This is a genomic window from Cupriavidus sp. R6-3, from assembly GCF_059772245.1.
Genome location: NZ_JCBAJO010000096.1, coordinates 1 through 16,921 on the forward strand (window position 1 = coordinate 1; position 16,921 = coordinate 16,921).

16 protein-coding genes are annotated in these 16,921 nt (G+C 66.3%); 4 read left to right on the forward strand and 12 right to left on the reverse strand.

Translation table 11 applies throughout. The features are described from left to right. Positions 1 to 233: 233 nt before the first annotated feature. From asd to sdhC, 11 genes are all read right to left on the reverse strand, one after another. Positions 234 to 1,370: an aspartate-semialdehyde dehydrogenase gene (asd, locus tag AC6EI8_RS15415; protein WP_150082706.1), complete on the reverse strand. Its 1,137-nt coding sequence runs from the start codon at positions 1,368 to 1,370 to the stop codon at positions 234 to 236. A gap of 300 nt (positions 1,371 to 1,670) precedes the next feature. Further along, positions 1,671 to 2,738, reverse strand: a complete 1,068-nt coding sequence (gene leuB / locus AC6EI8_RS15420) for a 3-isopropylmalate dehydrogenase (protein WP_498382309.1) — start codon at positions 2,736 to 2,738, stop codon at positions 1,671 to 1,673. Positions 2,739 to 2,835: 97 nt separating this feature from the next. Further along, positions 2,836 to 3,486, reverse strand: coding sequence for a 3-isopropylmalate dehydratase small subunit (gene leuD / locus AC6EI8_RS15425; RefSeq protein ID WP_498382310.1), 651 nt, complete (start codon positions 3,484 to 3,486; stop codon positions 2,836 to 2,838). 33 nt (positions 3,487 to 3,519) lie between these two features. Continuing rightward, the gene (gene leuC, locus AC6EI8_RS15430; RefSeq protein ID WP_150082708.1) at positions 3,520 to 4,929 is read right to left on the reverse strand and encodes a 3-isopropylmalate dehydratase large subunit; all 1,410 of its coding nucleotides are present in this window, start codon (positions 4,927 to 4,929) and stop codon (positions 3,520 to 3,522) included. A gap of 387 nt (positions 4,930 to 5,316) precedes the next feature. Next, a complete protein-coding gene (locus tag AC6EI8_RS15435; protein ID WP_498382311.1) occupies positions 5,317 to 7,116 on the reverse strand; it encodes a methyl-accepting chemotaxis protein in 1,800 nt (599 codons plus the stop codon). Positions 7,117 to 7,305: 189 nt separating this feature from the next. After that, a complete protein-coding gene (gene gltA, locus AC6EI8_RS15440) occupies positions 7,306 to 8,607 on the reverse strand; it encodes a citrate synthase (RefSeq protein ID WP_149316992.1) in 1,302 nt (433 codons plus the stop codon). Between the two features lie 42 nt (positions 8,608 to 8,649). Next, positions 8,650 to 8,934, reverse strand: a complete 285-nt coding sequence (locus tag AC6EI8_RS15445) for an FAD assembly factor SdhE (RefSeq protein ID WP_006578088.1) — start codon at positions 8,932 to 8,934, stop codon at positions 8,650 to 8,652. Between the two features lie 51 nt (positions 8,935 to 8,985). Beyond that, positions 8,986 to 9,687 (reverse strand): succinate dehydrogenase iron-sulfur subunit, encoded by a 702-nt coding sequence (locus AC6EI8_RS15450; protein WP_149316991.1) that lies wholly within the window; start codon positions 9,685 to 9,687, stop codon positions 8,986 to 8,988. A 42-nt stretch (positions 9,688 to 9,729) separates the two neighbouring features. Beyond that, on the reverse strand, positions 9,730 to 11,508 hold the full coding sequence (gene sdhA / locus AC6EI8_RS15455; protein WP_149316990.1) for a succinate dehydrogenase flavoprotein subunit: 1,779 nt from the start codon (positions 11,506 to 11,508) through the stop codon (positions 9,730 to 9,732). Positions 11,509 to 11,511: 3 nt separating this feature from the next. Next, positions 11,512 to 11,823 carry a succinate dehydrogenase, hydrophobic membrane anchor protein gene (sdhD, locus tag AC6EI8_RS15460; RefSeq protein ID WP_255650780.1) on the reverse strand — a complete coding sequence of 104 codons (312 nt, stop codon included), beginning with the start codon at positions 11,821 to 11,823 and terminating at the stop codon, positions 11,512 to 11,514. Positions 11,824 to 11,889: 66 nt separating this feature from the next. After that, positions 11,890 to 12,300 (reverse strand): succinate dehydrogenase, cytochrome b556 subunit, encoded by a 411-nt coding sequence (gene sdhC / locus AC6EI8_RS15465; RefSeq protein WP_006578084.1) that lies wholly within the window; start codon positions 12,298 to 12,300, stop codon positions 11,890 to 11,892. 38 nt (positions 12,301 to 12,338) lie between these two features. Between sdhC and AC6EI8_RS15470 the strand changes: the two genes are divergently transcribed. Beyond that, entirely contained in the window at positions 12,339 to 12,620 is a 282-nt protein-coding gene (locus AC6EI8_RS15470) for a hypothetical protein (protein ID WP_149316988.1), read from the forward strand. 63 nt (positions 12,621 to 12,683) lie between these two features. Here AC6EI8_RS15470 and AC6EI8_RS15475 read toward each other — a convergent pair whose 3' ends face one another. Continuing rightward, a complete protein-coding gene (locus AC6EI8_RS15475) occupies positions 12,684 to 13,592 on the reverse strand; it encodes a GntR family transcriptional regulator (protein ID WP_498382312.1) in 909 nt (302 codons plus the stop codon). A gap of 421 nt (positions 13,593 to 14,013) precedes the next feature. Between AC6EI8_RS15475 and AC6EI8_RS15480 the strand changes: the two genes are divergently transcribed. The 3 genes from AC6EI8_RS15480 to AC6EI8_RS15490 form a co-directional block, all read left to right on the forward strand. Next, the gene (locus tag AC6EI8_RS15480; RefSeq protein ID WP_006578853.1) at positions 14,014 to 14,997 is read left to right on the forward strand and encodes a malate dehydrogenase; all 984 of its coding nucleotides are present in this window, start codon (positions 14,014 to 14,016) and stop codon (positions 14,995 to 14,997) included. Between the two features lie 241 nt (positions 14,998 to 15,238). After that, positions 15,239 to 16,219 (forward strand): HpcH/HpaI aldolase/citrate lyase family protein, encoded by a 981-nt coding sequence (locus AC6EI8_RS15485; RefSeq protein ID WP_226107506.1) that lies wholly within the window; start codon positions 15,239 to 15,241, stop codon positions 16,217 to 16,219. Between the two features lie 274 nt (positions 16,220 to 16,493). Then, positions 16,494 to 16,921: hypothetical protein (locus AC6EI8_RS15490; RefSeq protein ID WP_498382313.1), on the forward strand; the 428-nt coding region annotated here is incomplete at its 3' end.

Here is a 16,921-nt window from a genome sequence, read left to right on the forward strand (position 1 = left end):
TGCGCACGGTGCGGATGGTTCGGCGTGGGGTGGCGGCGATGGTGGCTCACAGGGACCTCATGCGGGGTGGGGGTTCAACGGGCGATCGCGCGAAAGCACGGTATTGTGACCCAGGACCCCGACGGAACAATGTCCGGAAACGACGACGCCGCGCATCGGCGCGGCGTCGTTGGCGAGCGGGTGGCGCGGCGGCGGCCTGCATGTTGCCTTGCCGCAACGCCACCTCGGCGGGATCAGCTCTCGATCAGGATCCGCAGCATGCGGCGCAGCGGCTCGGCGGCGCCCCACAGCAGCTGGTCGCCGACGGTGAAGGCCGACAGGTACTCGCCGCCCATCTGCATCTTGCGCAGGCGGCCGACCGGGATCGTCAGCGTGCCCGTCACGGCGGCCGGCGTCAGGTCGGTCATGCTGGCTTCGCGGGTGTTCGGCACGACCTTGGCCCACGGGTTATGGGCGGCCAGCATGCCTTCGATCTCGTCCAGCGGCACGTCGCGGCGCAGCTTGATGGTCAGCGCCTGCGAGTGGCAGCGCATCGCGCCGATGCGCACGCACAGGCCGTCGACCGCGATCGGCGTGGCGCCGGTCGCACCGAGGAAGCCGTCGCCGCGGCCCAGGATCTTGTTGGTCTCGGCGCCGCCCTTCCATTCCTCGCGCGACACGCCGTTGCCCAGGTCCTTGTCGATCCACGGAATCAGGTTGCCGGCCAGCGGCACGCCGAACTGCTTCGTTTCCTCGCCGGACAGGCCGTGCTGGGTCGCCAGGATGGTGCGGTCGATCTCGAGGATGGCCGAGGCCGGATCGTCCAGCAGCGGCTTGACCGCGGCGTTCAGCGTGCCGAACTGGGTCAGCAGCTCGCGCATGTGCTGCGCGCCGCCGCCCGAGGCGGCCTGGTAGGTCATCGAGGTCATCCACTCGACCAGGTCGTGCTGGAACAGCCCGCCCAGGCCCATCAGCATGCAGCTGACCGTGCAGTTGCCGCCGATGAAATTCTTGACGCCCTTGGACAGCGCGTCCTTGATCACACCCTGGTTGACCGGATCGAGCACGATGATCGCGTCGTCCTTCATCCGCAGCGACGAGGCGGCATCGATCCAGTAGCCCTTCCAGCCCGCGGCGCGCAGCTTGGGGAAGACCTCGTTGGTGTAGTCGCCGCCCTGGGCGGTCAGCACGACGTCGCAGCGCTTGAGCGCCTCGATGTCGTTGGCGTCCTGCAGCGTGGTTTCGTTCTTCGCCATCGCCGGGGCCTTGCCGCCTGCGTTGGACGTGCTGAAGAAAACCGGCTCGATATGGTCGAAGTCGCGCTCTTCCTGCATGCGTTGCATCAGCACGCTGCCGACCATTCCTCGCCAACCGACGAGACCTACAATCATGACAAACCTCGGATGTGATTGAAACTTCCCCGCATTTTCCTCGCCCGGCGTGGCTGCGCGGGGAAGACGAGCAGGCACGACGAACGATCTAGGCGATCGTGGTTTTAATAATGGTTTTAATCGTCGTTGCGGTGATGGTGCCGCGCGCACCCGCGCCAGCCGTGGCGCGCAGGGCGGCCGGCGAGGCGATGTCAGTCGGGAGGGACCGGGGGTTCGGGAGCATCGGCGCAGTCTACACGATTTTGCGGGATCCGGCGGGGGCGGCGGGCGCCCCCGCCCTCGGAACCCTTGCAGCGGCCCTTACAGCGCGGCCAGCACGGCCTCGCCCATCTCGCGGGTGCCGACCTGCCTGCAACCCGGCGTGACGATGTCCGCGGTGCGGTAGCCCTGGGCCAGCACGGTCTTGACGGCGTTCTCGATGCGGTCGGCCTGCTCGGCCTTGTTCAGCGAATAGCGCAGCATCATCGCGGCCGACAGGATGGTCGCCAGCGGGTTGGCGACGCCCTTGCCGGCGATGTCCGGCGCCGAGCCGTGCGAGGGCTCGTACAGGCCCTTGTTGTTGGCGTCCAGCGAGGCCGACGGCAGCATGCCGATCGAGCCCGTCAGCATCGCGGCCTCGTCCGACAGGATGTCGCCGAACATGTTGCCGGTGACGATCACGTCGAAGCTCTTGGGCGCCTTGATCAGCTGCATCGCAGCGTTGTCCACGTACATGTGCGACAGCTCAACGTCCGGATACTCCTTCGAGACGTCGATCACGATGTCCTTCCAGAACTGGAAGGTTTCCAGCACGTTCGCCTTGTCGACGCTGCACAGCTTCTTGCCGCGCTTGGCCGCGGCCTGGAAGGCCACGTGGGCGATGCGGCGGATTTCCGGCTCGCTGTAGCGCATCGTGTCGAAGCCCTCGCGCGCGCCGGGGAACAGCCCGTCGGTTGCCGTGCGCACGCCGCGCGGCTGGCCGAAGTAGATGTCGCCGTTCAGCTCGCGCACGATCAGGATGTCCAGGCCCGCGACCAGCTCGGGCTTCAGGCTCGAGGCGCCGGTCAGCTCGGGATAGCAGATCGCCGGGCGGAAGTTGGCGAACAGCTGCAGATGCTTGCGCAGCCCCAGGATGGCCTGCTCGGGGCGCAGCGCGCGCTCCAGGCTGTCGTACTTCCAGTCGCCCACCGCGCCGAACAGGATCGCGTCGGCCTGCTGGGCGAGCTTGAGCGTCTCCTCGGGCAGCGGATGGCCCTTGGCCTCGTAGCCGGCGCCGCCCACGGGCGCGGTTTCCATCTCGAACTTCTCGTCGAGCGCGTTCAGGACCTTGACGGCCTGTTCGACGATCTCGGGGCCGATGCCGTCGCCCGGCAGGACTGCGATCTTCATGCTGTGTTTGCCTTGTTCTCGTTTCGGTTCGTTGCGGTTCGCCTGCAATGGGTTCGCCCGCCATGCAGGCAGCGCGCTGCGCGGTGCTGGGCCGGCGTCAGCCGACCAGCCGGTTGTTCAGCCACGGCATCTTCGTCACGCGCTCGGCCTCGAAGGCGCGGATCTTGTCCGCGTGGCGCAGCGTCAGGCCGATATCGTCGAAGCCGTTCAGCATGCAGTACTTGCGGAACGGCGCGATGTCGAACTCGAAGCCTGCGCCCGACGGCGTGATCACGGCCTGGCGCTCCAGGTCGATGGTCAGCTGGTAGCCGTTGAAGGCGTTGGTCTCGTTGAACAGCTGGTCGACCTGGGCCGCGGTCAGCACCACCGGCAGCAGGCCGTTCTTGTAGCAGTTGTTGAAGAAGATGTCGGCGAAGCTCGGCGCGATCACCGCGCGGAAGCCGTACTGCGTCAGCGCCCACGGCGCATGCTCGCGGGAGCTGCCGCAGCCGAAGTTCTCGCGCGCCAGCAGGATCGACGCGCCCTGGTAGCGCGGCTGGTTCAGCACGAAGTCCGGGTTCAGCGGGCGGCGGCTGTTGTCCTGGCCGGGCTGGCCGACATCGAGATAGCGCCATTCGTCGAACAGGTTCGGGCCGAAGCCCGTGCGCTTGATCGACTTGAGGAATTGCTTCGGGATGATCGCGTCGGTATCGACGTTGGCACGATCGAGCGGCGCCACCAGGCCCTTGTGTACAGTGAACTTTTCCATGGTCTCGTCCTTGGTTCCGGGGTCGGCGATGCGTCAGCCGAGCTGGCGGATATCGACAAAATGGCCTTCGATCGCGGCCGCCGCGGCCATCGCCGGGCTGACCAGATGCGTGCGGCCGCCGGCGCCCTGCCGGCCCTCGAAATTGCGGTTCGAGGTCGAGGCGCAGCGCTCGCCCGGATCGAGCCGGTCGGCATTCATCGCCAGGCACATCGAGCAGCCCGGCTCGCGCCATTCGAAGCCGGCGGCCTTGAAGACCTTGTCCAGCCCTTCGCGCTCGGCCTGTTCCTTGACCAGGCCCGAGCCCGGCACCACCATCGCCAGCTTGACGTTCGGGGCGATGCGGCGGCCCAGCTTCTGCACCACCCAGGCGGCGGCGCGCATGTCCTCGATCCGGCTGTTGGTGCACGAGCCGATGAACACCTTGTCGATGCGCACGTCCTGGATCGGCACGTTCGGCTGCAGGCCCATGTACTGCAGCGCGCGTTCGATCGCGTTGCGCTTGTTCGGGTCCTTTTCCTTGTCCGGATCGGGAATGCGGTCCTCGATGCTGATCACCATTTCGGGCGAGGTGCCCCAGGTGACCTGCGGACGCACTTCCTCGGCACGCAGCTCGACCACGCGGTCGAAATGCGCGCCCGGGTCCGAATGCAGCGTGCGCCAGTAGGCGACCGCCTGCTCCCATTCGGCGCCCTGCGGCGCGTAGGGACGGCCCTTGACGTATTCCAGCGTGACGTCGTCGACGGCGATCAGGCCGGCGCGCGCGCCCGCTTCGATCGCCATGTTGCAGACCGTCATGCGCCCTTCCATGGTCAGGTCACGGATCGCCGAGCCGGCGAACTCGATGGTGTAGCCGGTGCCGCCCGCGGTGCCGATCTTGCCGATGATGGCCAGCACGATGTCCTTGGCGGTGCAGCCGCGCGGCAGCTTGCCCTCGACCTTGACCAGCATGTTCTTCGCCTTCTTGCCCAGCAGCGTCTGCGTGGCCAGCACGTGCTCGACCTCGGAGGTGCCGATGCCGTGCGCCAGCGCGCCGAAGGCGCCGTGCGTGCTGGTGTGCGAGTCGCCGCAGACCACCGTCATGCCCGGCAGCGTCGCGCCCTGCTCCGGTCCGATCACGTGCACGATGCCCTGGCGGTGGTCGTTCATCTTGAACTGCGTGATGCCGTAGGCGTCGCAGTTGGCGTCCAGCGTGTCGACCTGCAGCCTGGAGATCGGATCGGCGATGCCGTGGCTGCGGTCGGTGGTCGGCACGTTGTGGTCGGACACCGCCAGGTTCGCGCTGATGCGCCACACCGGCCGCTCGGCCAGCTTCAGCCCTTCGAACGCCTGCGGGCTGGTCACCTCGTGCAGCAGGTGCCGGTCGATATAGAGCAGCGTGGTGCCGTCTTCCTCGACGTGCACGGTATGGTCGTCCCAGAGTTTGTCGTAGAGCGTCTTGGCCATGTCGCGGGGGGCGGCGACAGCCTCGCCGAGGCGGGCCGGCACCGCTGATAGAAGTTGCGGGGAGGAGGTCTTCGCAGCGTCGGTGGCAGCGCGGGGCTGCGTGGCTGCGTTTGCTTGACTTCGGGGGGAATTATGCCGGAAACCCCGGCGAAACAAGGGTTTGGCGCCGCCAGCGATGTAATGTGATTGGCGAAAGGGGGATTTCGCGGATGGCGAAAACGGGGTTTTTGGTGCCGGTTTTGACACCGTTCTCGAACGCCTCGTTTCGCAAGGCCTCGTTTCGCAAGGCCTCGTTTTGCAAGGGCGCGTTTTTCAGGGCCTTGCAGGGCCGGCGGCGGGCGGCTGCCCGCTCGCCTGCCCCTTCCCTCCGTCAAGCCGTCGATGCCTTCAATCCAGCCGGAACGTCCGCACCACGCCGGCCAGCCGGCCCGCCTGGTCCTGCAGCATCGTGGCCGCGGCGGTCGACTGCTCCACCAGCGCCGCGTTCTGCTGGACCATCTGGTCGAGCTGCCCCACCGCGGCATTGACCTCCTGGATGCCGCGCGTCTGCTCCTGCGCCGCATGCAGGATTTCGGAGATCACCTGCGACACGCTGTTCACGTTGCCGACGATCTCGCGCATGGTCCCGCCGCTGCGCTCGACCTGCTCGGAGCCGGCGTTGACGCTGCTGACCGTCGACTCGATCAGCGTCTTGATTTCCCTGGCGGCCTGAGAACTGCGCTGCGCCAGCGAGCGCACCTCGCCGGCCACCACCGCGAAACCGCGCCCCTGCTCGCCGGCGCGCGCCGCTTCCACGGCGGCGTTCAGCGCAAGGATATTGGTCTGGAACGCGATGCCGTCGATCACGCCGGTGATGTCCGACACCTTGACCGCCGCCTGCTGCACGTCCCCCATGGTCTGGACCGCGGCGTCGATCGCCTGCCCGCCCTCGTTGGCGACCTGCCTTGCCTGCACCGACGAGCGCTCGGCGGCGCGGGCAGACGCTTCGGACTGCCCCACCGTGGCCGTGATCTGCTCCATCGACGCGGCGGTCTGCTGCAGGCTCGCGGCCGCCGATTCGGTGCGACGCGACAGGTCGGCATTGCCGGCGGCGATCTCGTTGGCGGCCCCGTGCACGGCCTCGCTGGCATCGCGGATCTGCCGCATCACGCCGACCAGCTTGTCGGCAAACGCGTTGAAGGCGACGGCGATCTGCGCGACTTCGTCCTTGCCCTGCGCCGGCAGCCGGCGCGTCAGGTCGCCGTCGCCGCTGCCGATGGCCGCCATCGCATCGCGGATCGACGACAGGCGGCGGAACGAGACCGCCGTCACGGCCGCCATGATCAGCGCGGCGGCCAGCGCCACGACGACCAGCGAGATCACCGAGGCGACCAGCACCGAACGCATGCCCGCGGTGGCCTCGGCCTTGTCCAGCGCGATCACCGCCATCCAGTCCGTGCCCGGAACGGCGGTGACGCCCAGCAGCTTGGCCTCGTCGCCGACCATCACCTCCATCGGCGTGTCGAGCCCCAGCTGCGCCGCCAGCTTGTCGCCGTCGAGACCCGGAATCAGTTCGCCGATCGGCTTGAGCATCAGCTTGTCGTCGCCGTACGCGACGATCTGGCCGTTGCGCGACACCAGGATGCCGAAGCTGCTCGGCGTCGGATGGATCGAGCGCACGTTGTTGACCACGCCGTCCATCGGCACATTGCCGCCGACCACGGCGCGCAGGCTGCCGTCGCGGACGATCGGCACCGCGAACGTCACCACCATCTTGCCGGTACTGGCCGAGACATAAGGTGGGGTGACCACCGGCTTGCCGGCGGCCGCGGCGAGCTTGTACCACGGACGCGAGGTCGGGTCGAAGCCCGGCTTCACGCTCTCGGGATTCGAGAAATGGTGGCGCTTGTCGGGGTAGCCGACGAAGGTGTTCAGAAAGCCGCCGGCCTCGACGATCAGCTTGAGCACGGGGCCGGGGTCCTCCTGCAGCGCGGCCTCGCGCAGCGCGGCCATGCTGGCCGTGTGGGCCGACACCCATTCGGCGATGGCATCGACATGGCCGGCCTGCACCGCGCGCAGGTTGTTGCGGATGGCTTCGTCGTTGTAGCGGGAGGCAACGAGGTGATTGACGAAGGCGTTGCAGACCAGCGCGACGACGACGATGGCGACGGAAAATCCAACGATGCGCGCGCGCAGCGAGGCAAACATGTGATTACCCCTTCTCTTGGGATGGGCCGGATGCAGACGATTGCTGCATCGATTTACGGCGCACTGGACGAAAGGGTTGAGTAGGGACAAATCCCTGTTCAGAAATCGCGCTCGCTAGCCGCGCCCCCAAAAAAAAACGCCCCGTGCCGGAGCACGGGGCGTTCTTCGACGCGGAACGGGAAGCGGGAATCAGCGCTTGCCCATCTCCGGCACGTCGCGGGTCGCGGCGCCGTTGAACAGCTGGCGCGGACGGCCGATCTTGTACTCCGGATCGGTGATCATCTCTTCCCACTGCGAGATCCAGCCCACGGTACGGGCCAGCGCGAAGATGCAGGTGAACATCGAGGTCGGGATGCCCAGCGCGCGCTGCACGATGCCCGAGTAGAAGTCGACGTTCGGGTACAGCTTGCGGCTGACGAAGTACTCGTCTTCCAGCGCGATCTTCTCGAGCTCCATCGCCAGCTTGAACAGCGGGTCGTTGTGCAGGCCCAGCTCGTTCAGCACCTCGTGGCAGGTCTCGCGCATCAGCTTGGCGCGCGGGTCGTAGTTCTTGTAGACGCGGTGGCCGAAGCCCATCAGGCGCACGCCCGAGTTCTTGTCCTTGACCTGCTTGATGAACTCGCTGATGTTGTCGACGCTGCCGATCTCTTCCAGCATGTTCAGCGCCGCCTCGTTGGCGCCGCCGTGAGCCGGGCCCCACAGGCAGGCCACGCCCGAGGCGATCGCCGCGAACGGGTTGGTGCCCGACGAACCGGCCAGGCGCACGGTCGAGGTCGAGGCGTTCTGCTCGTGGTCGGCGTGCAGGATGAAGATGCGGTCCAGCGCGCGCTCGAGCACCGGGTTGACCTGGAACGGCGCGCACGGCGTGGCGAACATCATGCGCATGAAGTTGCCGGTGTACGACAGGTCGTTCTGCGGATAGATGTACGGCTGGCCGATGTTGTACTTGTAGGACATCGCGACCAGGGTCGGCATCTTGGCGATCAGGCGGATCGCCGAGATTTCGCGCTGGTGCGGATCGTTGATGTCCATCGCGTCGTGATAGAACGCGGACATGCCGCCCACCAGGCCGGTCAGCACGGCCATCGGGTGCGCGTCGCGGCGGAAGCCGCGCATGAAGAACTGCATCTGCTCGTGAACCATCGTGTGGTTCATCACGCGGCCGACGAATTCTTCCTTCTGCTTGGCGTTGGGCAGCTCGCCCTTGAGCAGCAGGTAGCAGACTTCGAGGAAGTCGCACTTCTCGGCCAGTTGCTCGATCGGATAGCCGCGGTACAGCAGTTCGCCCTTGTCACCGTCGATATAGGTGATACGGGAATTGCAGGAGGCCGTCGACATGAAACCCGGGTCGTAGGTGAACTTGCCGGTCTGGCCGTACAGCTTGCGGATGTCGATCACGTCCGGGCCGACGGTACCCTTGTAGATCGGCAGCTCGACGCTGGGGGACCCATCGGAGAACGATAGCGTGGCTTTCACATCGGACGGCGTCATGTCGGTTCCTTCAAATGCTAAGAATAATAGTGTTGACCAAACTCACACCGAGCGCAGCAGGCCTAGCAGCTTGCGCATCGGCGGCGTGTCGAGCTCACCGTCCAGCTCCTTGCGGGCAAGCAGCAGGTCCATCAACTCGTTGTCGCTGAGCTCGAGCAGCTCGCTCAGCGATGCCACGTCCTCGTCGGACAGGCTCTCCTCGTAACGGTTGAAAAAACGTTCGACGATGATGTCGTTCTCCAGCAGGCCGCGGCGCGCGCGCCAGCGCAGTCGCGCCCGCTTGTGCGGGTCGGCCTGATGGGAGAAAGTGGTGGGGTGATCCGTCATATGGCTTGGCCTTCACGGACGACGCCGTGGGCGTCGTCCGGTCCAGCAGGTTCAGACCGCGCGGCGAACCATCAATTCCCGAATCTTGCCGATCGCCTTGGTCGGATTCAGTCCCTTCGGGCACACATCCACGCAGTTCATGATGGTGTGGCAGCGGAACAGGCGATACGGGTCGTTCAGGTCGTCCAGACGCTGGTTGGTGGCCTGGTCGCGGCTGTCGGCGATGAAGCGGTAGGCCTGCAGCAGGCCGGCCGGGCCGACGAACTTGTCCGGGTTCCACCAGAACGACGGGCACGAGGTCGAGCAGCTCGCGCACAGAATACACTCGTACAGGCCGTCGAGCTCGTCGCGCTCTTCCGGCGACTGCAGGCGCTCCTTCTCGGGTGGCGGCTCGTCGTTGATCAGGAACGGCTTGATCGAGTGGTACTGCTTGAAGAACTGCGTCATGTCGACGATCAGGTCGCGCACGACGGGCAGGCCCGGCAGCGGACGCAGCACGATGCGGTCCGGCAGCTCGCGCATGTTGGTCAGGCAGGCCAGGCCGTTCTTGCCGTTGATGTTCATCGCGTCCGAACCGCACACGCCTTCGCGGCAGGAGCGGCGGAACGAGATGCTCTCGTCGAGCTTCTTGAGCTTGACCAGGGCATCGAGCAGCATGCGCTCGTGACCGTCGAGCTCGACCTCGTAGGTCTGCATGCGGGGCGCCGCGTCCTTGTCCGGATCGTAGCGGTAGACTTCGAAAATACGCTTCATTTCTGTGGGTCCTGTAGTCGTCTGTAGTCGCCTACGCGGTGCTTAGAAGGTGCGGGCCTTGGGCGGAACGCTTTCGACCGTCAGCGGCTGCATCTTGACCGGCTTGTAGTCGAGACGGTTGCCTTCGCTGTAGAACAGCGAGTGCTTGAGCCAGTTCTCGTCGTCGCGCGTCGGGAAGTCGCTGTGGGCGTGGGCGCCGCGCGATTCCTTGCGCGCCGCGGCCGAGATCATCGTGGCCTTGGCCACTTCGACCAGGTTGGCCACTTCCAGCGCCTCGACCAGCGCGGTGTTGAACACCTTCGACTTGTCCTTCAGGTGGATGTTGTCCGAACGCTCGGCCACTTCCAGGATGCGCTGCACGCCTTCGTCCATCAGCTTCTGCGTGCGGAACACGCCGGCGTGCGACTGCATGTTGCGGCGGATGTCGTTGGCGACGTCCTGCGCATACTCGCCCGACGAGGACGACTGCAGCTTGGCCAGGCGCGACAGCGCGCGGTCGGCGGCATCGGCCGGCAGCGGCTTGTGTTCCTTCTGCTTGAGCGCGGTCGAGATGATGTGGTTGCCGGCGGCGCGGCCGAACACCACCAGGTCCAGCAGCGAGTTGGTGCCCAGGCGGTTGGCGCCGTGCACCGACACGCAGGAGCATTCGCCGATCGCGTAGAAGCCGTTGACGACCTCGTTGGGGTTGCCGTTCTTCGGCACCACCACCTGGCCGTAGTAGTTGGTCGGAATGCCGCCCATCTGGTAGTGGATGGTGGGCACGACCGGGATCGGTTCCTTGATCGCGTCGACGTTGGCGAACTTCAGGCCGATCTCGCGGATCGACGGCAGGCGCTTCATGATCTTCTCGGCGCCGACGTGGGTCAGGTCGAGCAGCACGTAGTCGCCGTTCGGGCCGCAGCCGCGGCCTTCCTTGATTTCCTGATCCATCGAGCGCGAGACGAAGTCGCGCGGCGCCAGGTCCTTCAGCGTCGGCGCGTAGCGCTCCATGAAGCGTTCGCCGTCCTTGTTGCGCAGGATGCCGCCTTCGCCGCGCACGCCTTCGGTGATCAGCACGCCCGCGCCGGCCACGCCGGTCGGGTGGAACTGCCAGAACTCCATGTCTTCCAGCGGCACGCCGGCGCGCGCCGCCATGCCCAGGCCGTCACCGGTGTTGATGAAGGCGTTGGTCGACGCGGCGTAGATGCGGCCGGCGCCGCCGGTGGCGAACAGCGTGGTCTTGGCTTCGAGGATGTAGACCTCGCCGGTTTCCATTTCCAGCGCGGTCACGCCCAGCACGTCGCCGTCCTGGTCGCGGATCAGGTCCAGCGCCATCCATTCGACGAAGAAGTGGGTCTTGGCGCGGACGTTGCGCTGGTACAGCGTGTGCAGCAGCGCGTGGCCGGTACGGTCGGCCGCGGCGCAGGCACGCTGCACCGGCTTCTCGCCGTAGTTGGCGGTGTGGCCGCCGAACGGGCGCTGGTAGATCGTGCCGTCGGGGTTGCGGTCGAACGGCATGCCGAAGTGTTCGAGCTCGTAGACCACCTTCGGCGCTTCACGGCACATGAACTCGATGGCGTCCTGGTCGCCCAGCCAGTCCGAGCCCTTGACCGTGTCGTAGAAGTGATAGTGCCAGTTGTCCTCGCTCATGTTGCCGAGCGAGGCACCGATGCCGCCCTGCGCCGCCACCGTGTGCGAGCGCGTGGGGAACACCTTGGAGAGCACGGCGACGTTCAGGCCGGCTTCCGCGAGCTGGAGGGATGCGCGCATCCCGGCGCCGCCCGCCCCGACGATGACCACGTCAAAGCGCCGACGCGGCAATCCAGTCTTGACTGCGACCATGAATTACACCCTCCAGAGAATCTGAGCAGCGTAGCCCGCGCATCCGACGAGCCACAGAATCGTAAGAACTTGCAGCACGAGGCGAACCGCCATCGGCTTCACGTAGTCCATCCAGATGTCGCGCACGCCGATCCAGGCGTGATAGAGCAGCGACAGGATCGTGACGAATGTCAGGATCTTCATCCATTGATTGGCGAACAGGCCCGCCCAGCCCTCATACGAGGCACCGTTCGACAACAGGAACGCCACCGCCAGCACGACGGTGTAGACCACCATCACCACGGCGGTCACGCGTTGCGCCAGCCATTCCTTCATGCCGTAGTGGGCACCGACGACCAGACGCTTGGGACCGATATTGTTATTTGCCACCTTGCATGCTCCTCAAAACACGCCGAACAGCTTCAGACCGAACACGGCGGTCAGAAGCAGGCTGACGATCAGCACGGCGATGGCCGACTTGGCCGACGACGGCTTGTCCACGCCGACGTGCATGTCCAGCAGGAGGAAGCGGATACCGGCGCAGAAATGATGCAGATAGCCCCAGATCAGAACCAGCAGAACCAGCTTGACGAAGCCACCGGACAGAAGGGCCGAGAACTTTGCGAAGCTCAGTTCGGAAGTGACGCTCTGCTCGAAGAGGTAGAGGATGAAAGGAAGGAGGAGGAACAGCAGCGCACCGCTGACGCGATGCAGGATGGACACCTTGCCGGCCCAGGGCAACCGGTAGCGTGCGAGTTGCCCGATACCGATATTCCGGAACTCCGGCCTGGCTTGTTTGACGGCTTCAGCCATGCGAGACCCCATTAGCGATAAAAAAACGAAAGAGCCGAATGCACAATGTGCAAATCCACGTGATTTTAGCGCCTTTGTTGCGCGGCGCACCAATAATTTTCGACTATCGCACACCAACATGGCGGCCGCGACAATCGCGCGCAACGCCATTGCGCAACGAATCTCGCGGTGCCGGATTTCGCGCCGCCGTCACGCATGCCACGCGCTCGCATCACGCATTGAACGCGCATTCAACACGCCACGCGACACGCAGCCGCGGCGCTCTCCACCACCCCTCGCCGCGCATTCCGATCGCCCTGCGCAATGCCGGCCGCCGTTGACGACAAGGCGCGCAACAATCGCCCGCGTCGTGCGTTCTCTCGCGCGTGGGTGCGCGGGGCCGTTCAGCTCAGATCGTTCTGGTAATAGTGCCGCGTGGTCACATACAGCCCGCGCCGTACTTCGACGGGACGGTCGCCATAGGTGAACGAGACCCGCTCCACCGACAGCAGCGGCGAACCGGGTTCGACCGACAGCAGCGCCGCGGCGGTCTCGTCGGCGCTGACGGCGCGGATCTTCTCGGTGGCGCGCACCATGCGCGTGCCGTACTCGGCCTCGAACAGCGCGTACATCGGCCCTTTCCACTCGGTCAGCTTCTCCGCCGTCAGGCCCTTGAAGTTCGCGCCCAGCAGCCAGATGTCGTCGAGCACGGTGGCTTCGCCGGAGAAGAACAGCACGCGGCGGATCTGCACCACGCTGTCGCCGGTGCGGATGTCGAGCAGCCGCGCGATCTCGGCCGGCGCCCGCAGGCGCTTGCATTCGAGCACCCGGCTGGCGCCGTAATGCGGCTCGCCCTCGTCGGGGACCAGCCGCAGGAATCGGAACTTGACCACGTCCTCGTGATGGGTCGTCACGAAGGTGCCCTTGCCCTGCCGGCGCGCGACCAGGTTCTCCGCCGCGAGCTCGTCGATCGCCTTGCGGACCGTGCCCTGGCTGACCTTGTAGCGGGCCGCCAGCTCCATCTCGCTGGGGATCATCTCGCCCGGCTTCCACTCGCCGGACTGCAGGCTCTGCAGGATCAGCGACTTGATCTGCTGGTAAAGCGGGCTGAAGGTCGGGGAAACCGCCTGGGAAGCGGCCTGGGAAGCGGCGGAGGCAGTGGCCGGAGGGACGGCCGCGGCACTGGAGGCGGCGCTGGAAGCGGCCGGTGCGCTGGCGGGCGTGGACGCCGACGTCCCGGCGCCGGGCGTGGCGGCGCCATCTTGCGCGGCCGTCACGGCGGCGGCGGCGAGGGACGTGGGCAACGTGGACATAGGCGGATTTCACCACAGATCGGCAAAGCGCGTCCAGCACTGCATCAAATGTCTTATGTCTTATATAAGACATATGAATTGACAGTCCATGCCACGGCGCCTACACTCGCGCCCTGTCGTGCGCCCGCGGTCCGCCCACGGATGCGCGTCCCCGGGTGCGCTGTGGTGCGGTTCGCCGCCCGCCTCGGCCGGAATACGGCTGGATGCGGTCCCCGGCTTCGCAGTAGACTTACGCCTTGTCGTCATCCGCGACCCGCCGCGGCACCTCCGCCCGCCCTGCCGAGCGCGGCGCCGGACGGTGCGCCGCCGCCCGTGGCGACAACCTCGCTCCCGGTGTGCCCCGGCGCAATGGCGCGACAATCACGCGCCGCGCCTCGTGCCGCACCGGCCGGTTTCCCTTTCTTCGTTTGGAGACTTACAGATGGCTAAAGCCCCCATGCGCGTCGCAGTGACCGGCGCCGCTGGCCAGATCGGCTACTCCCTGCTGTTCCGCATCGCCAACGGCGACATGCTCGGCAAAGACCAGCCGGTCATCCTGCAGCTGCTGGACCTGCCGCAGGCCCAGAACGCCGTCAAGGGCGTCGTGATGGAGCTGGAAGACTGCGCGTTCCCGCTGCTGGCCGGCGTGGTGATCACCGACGATCCCAAGGTCGCGTTCAAGGACGCCGACGTCGCGCTGCTGGTCGGCGCCCGTCCGCGCAGCAAGGGCATGGAGCGCAAGGACCTGCTCGAAGCCAATGCGCAGATCTTCACGGTGCAGGGCAAGGCGCTGGACGAAGTCGCCAGCCGCAACGTCAAGGTGCTGGTGGTCGGCAACCCGGCCAACACCAACGCCTATATCGCGATGAAGTCGGCACCGAACCTGCCGAAGGAAAACTTCACCGCGATGCTGCGCCTGGACCACAACCGCGCGCTGTCGCAGATCGCCGCCAAGACCGGCAAGCCGGTGTCGTCTATCGAGAAGCTGTTCGTCTGGGGCAACCACAGCCCGACCATGTACGCCGACTACCGCTACGCGACCGTCGACGGCCAGAGCGTCAAGGACCTGATCAACGACCACGCCTGGAACAACGACGTGTTCCTGCCGACCGTCGGCAAGCGCGGCGCCGCCATCATCGAGGCGCGCGGCCTGTCGTCGGCCGCCTCGGCCGCCAATGCGGCGATCGACCACGTGCGTGACTGGGTGCTGGGCTCGAACGGCAAGTGGGTCACGATGGGCATCCCGTCGGACGGCTCGTACGGCATTCCGCAGGACGTGATGTTCGGCTTCCCGGTCACCACCGCCAACGGCAAGTACGAACTGGTCAAGGGCCTGGAGATCGACGCCTACAGCCAGGAAAAGATCAACATCACGCTGAAGGAACTGGAAGAGGAACGCGCCGGCGTGCAGCACCTGCTGGGCTGATACCCTTCCCTTCGCCGCATGCGAAACCGGGGCACCGCAACGAATCATCGAAGCGGGCCCCGGTTTTTTGTTGGTCCCCGCGTAGGCGTACGTCCGATACCGGCCGCGCCGCCTTCGCTGTAAACGGGTTGTTCCGGCGTTTGCCGTCCTTGCCCCGATGTGCCGCGATGCGGCCGGGCAAGCCAGCCCCGCTTCCCGAATTTTCCCGATTCCCTCTCCCACCGTTAGAGACGAAGACGACGTGCATCCATCCGAAGTCTTGTTCCAGGGCGAAGCCGTACCGGTCCAGTTGCCGGTCTGCGACCACTATGCCGGCAGCGAGAAGCTGATGCGCAAATCGCTGGCGCTGCAGCAGGAGCTCGGCCCGGTATTCGACCTGACGCTCGATTGCGAGGACGGCGCCGCGGTCGGCAGCGAGCGCGAGCATGCGCAGCTGTGCGCGCAGCTGATCAACGGCCCGCTGAACCTGTACAACCGCGTCGGCGTGCGCATCCACGATCCCGCGCATCCGAGCTGGGGCGACGACGTCGATATCCTGGTCGCCGGCGCCGGCGCGCGGCTGGCCTATGTGACGGTGCCCAAGGTCACCGACGTGGTCGAAGTCGCCCGCGTGACCGACCGCGTCAACCAGGCCGCGCGCGCGGCCGGAATCGCCCGCCATATCCCGATCCACGTGCTGATCGAAACCCACGCCGCGCTCGAGCAGGTATTCCGCATCGCCTCGCTGGTGCAGGTCGAATGCCTGAGCTTCGGCCTGATGGATTTCGTGTCGGCGCATCACGGCGCGATTCCCGGCGAGGCGATGCGCTCGCCGCAGCAGTTCGAGCATCCGCTGGTGCGCCGCGCCATGCTGGAGATCTCGGCGGCCTGCCATCGCCACGGCAAGGTGCCCTCGCACAACGTCAGCACCGATATCCAGAACCCGGAGCGCGCCGGCGACGACGCGCGCCGCGCTCGCGCCGAGCTCGGCTTCCTGCGCAAATGGAGCATCCATCCGGCGCAGATCGCGCCGATCGTGCGGGCCTTCCAGCCGGGCGACGAGGAGATCGGCCTGGCCAGCGCGATCCTGCTGGCCGCGCACGAGAACAACTGGGCGCCGATCCGGCACCAGGGCGAGCTGCACGACCGCGCCAGCTACCGCTACTACTGGGCGCTGCTGCAGCGCGCCCATGCGACCGGCGCCACGCTGCCGGCCAATGTGACGGAACTGTTTTTCGGCTAGGCCGGCGCCGGGGGCATCGCCAATGACGGTGCGCCGGCGGTTCGGCAAATCGGCGAGAATAGCGGCGCCGCGTTTGGCGTGAACCCGGCAGACCGGCAGGCCGCAAGGCCAGGACCAAGATCCGGGACCCGTATCCAGGACCAGGGACACGGGACTCAGGACCCAAGACCCAAGACCAATAAGCGCGACAGCGCAGAATCCGCAGATCCAGATCCAATTTCAGATTGAGACCTGCAATTTCCGCATCCACCTATCCATCTCGAGGAAGTATCCGATGAAACACCTCCTGCTCGCCGCCTGCCTCGGCGTCTTCACGCTGTCGGCCGGAAGCGCCGCCATCGCCCAGGAAACCGCCAAGAAGGCCAGCACGGCCAAGAAGAGCGCCGCCAAACCGAAGGCCAAGGCCAGCAGCAAGAAAGGCACGACCAAGACCGCGGCCGCGGCCCCGGTGGTGCCGGAAGGCGAGAAGTGGCAGTGCGAACTGGGCAAGTCGCTGTACGTCGCCGGCAACATGCTGCGCGACGAAGTGATCACCGTGCACTGGGATGGCCGTAACCACCGCCTGCCCCGCCAGGCCACGGTGACCGGCGCCGACCGCTATTTCGACCCGCAATCGGGCCTGGACCTGGTGGTGATCCCCAGCAAGGCCATGCTGTTCGACCGCAACCACGGCCAGCGCCTGGCGGACGAATGCCAGACCAC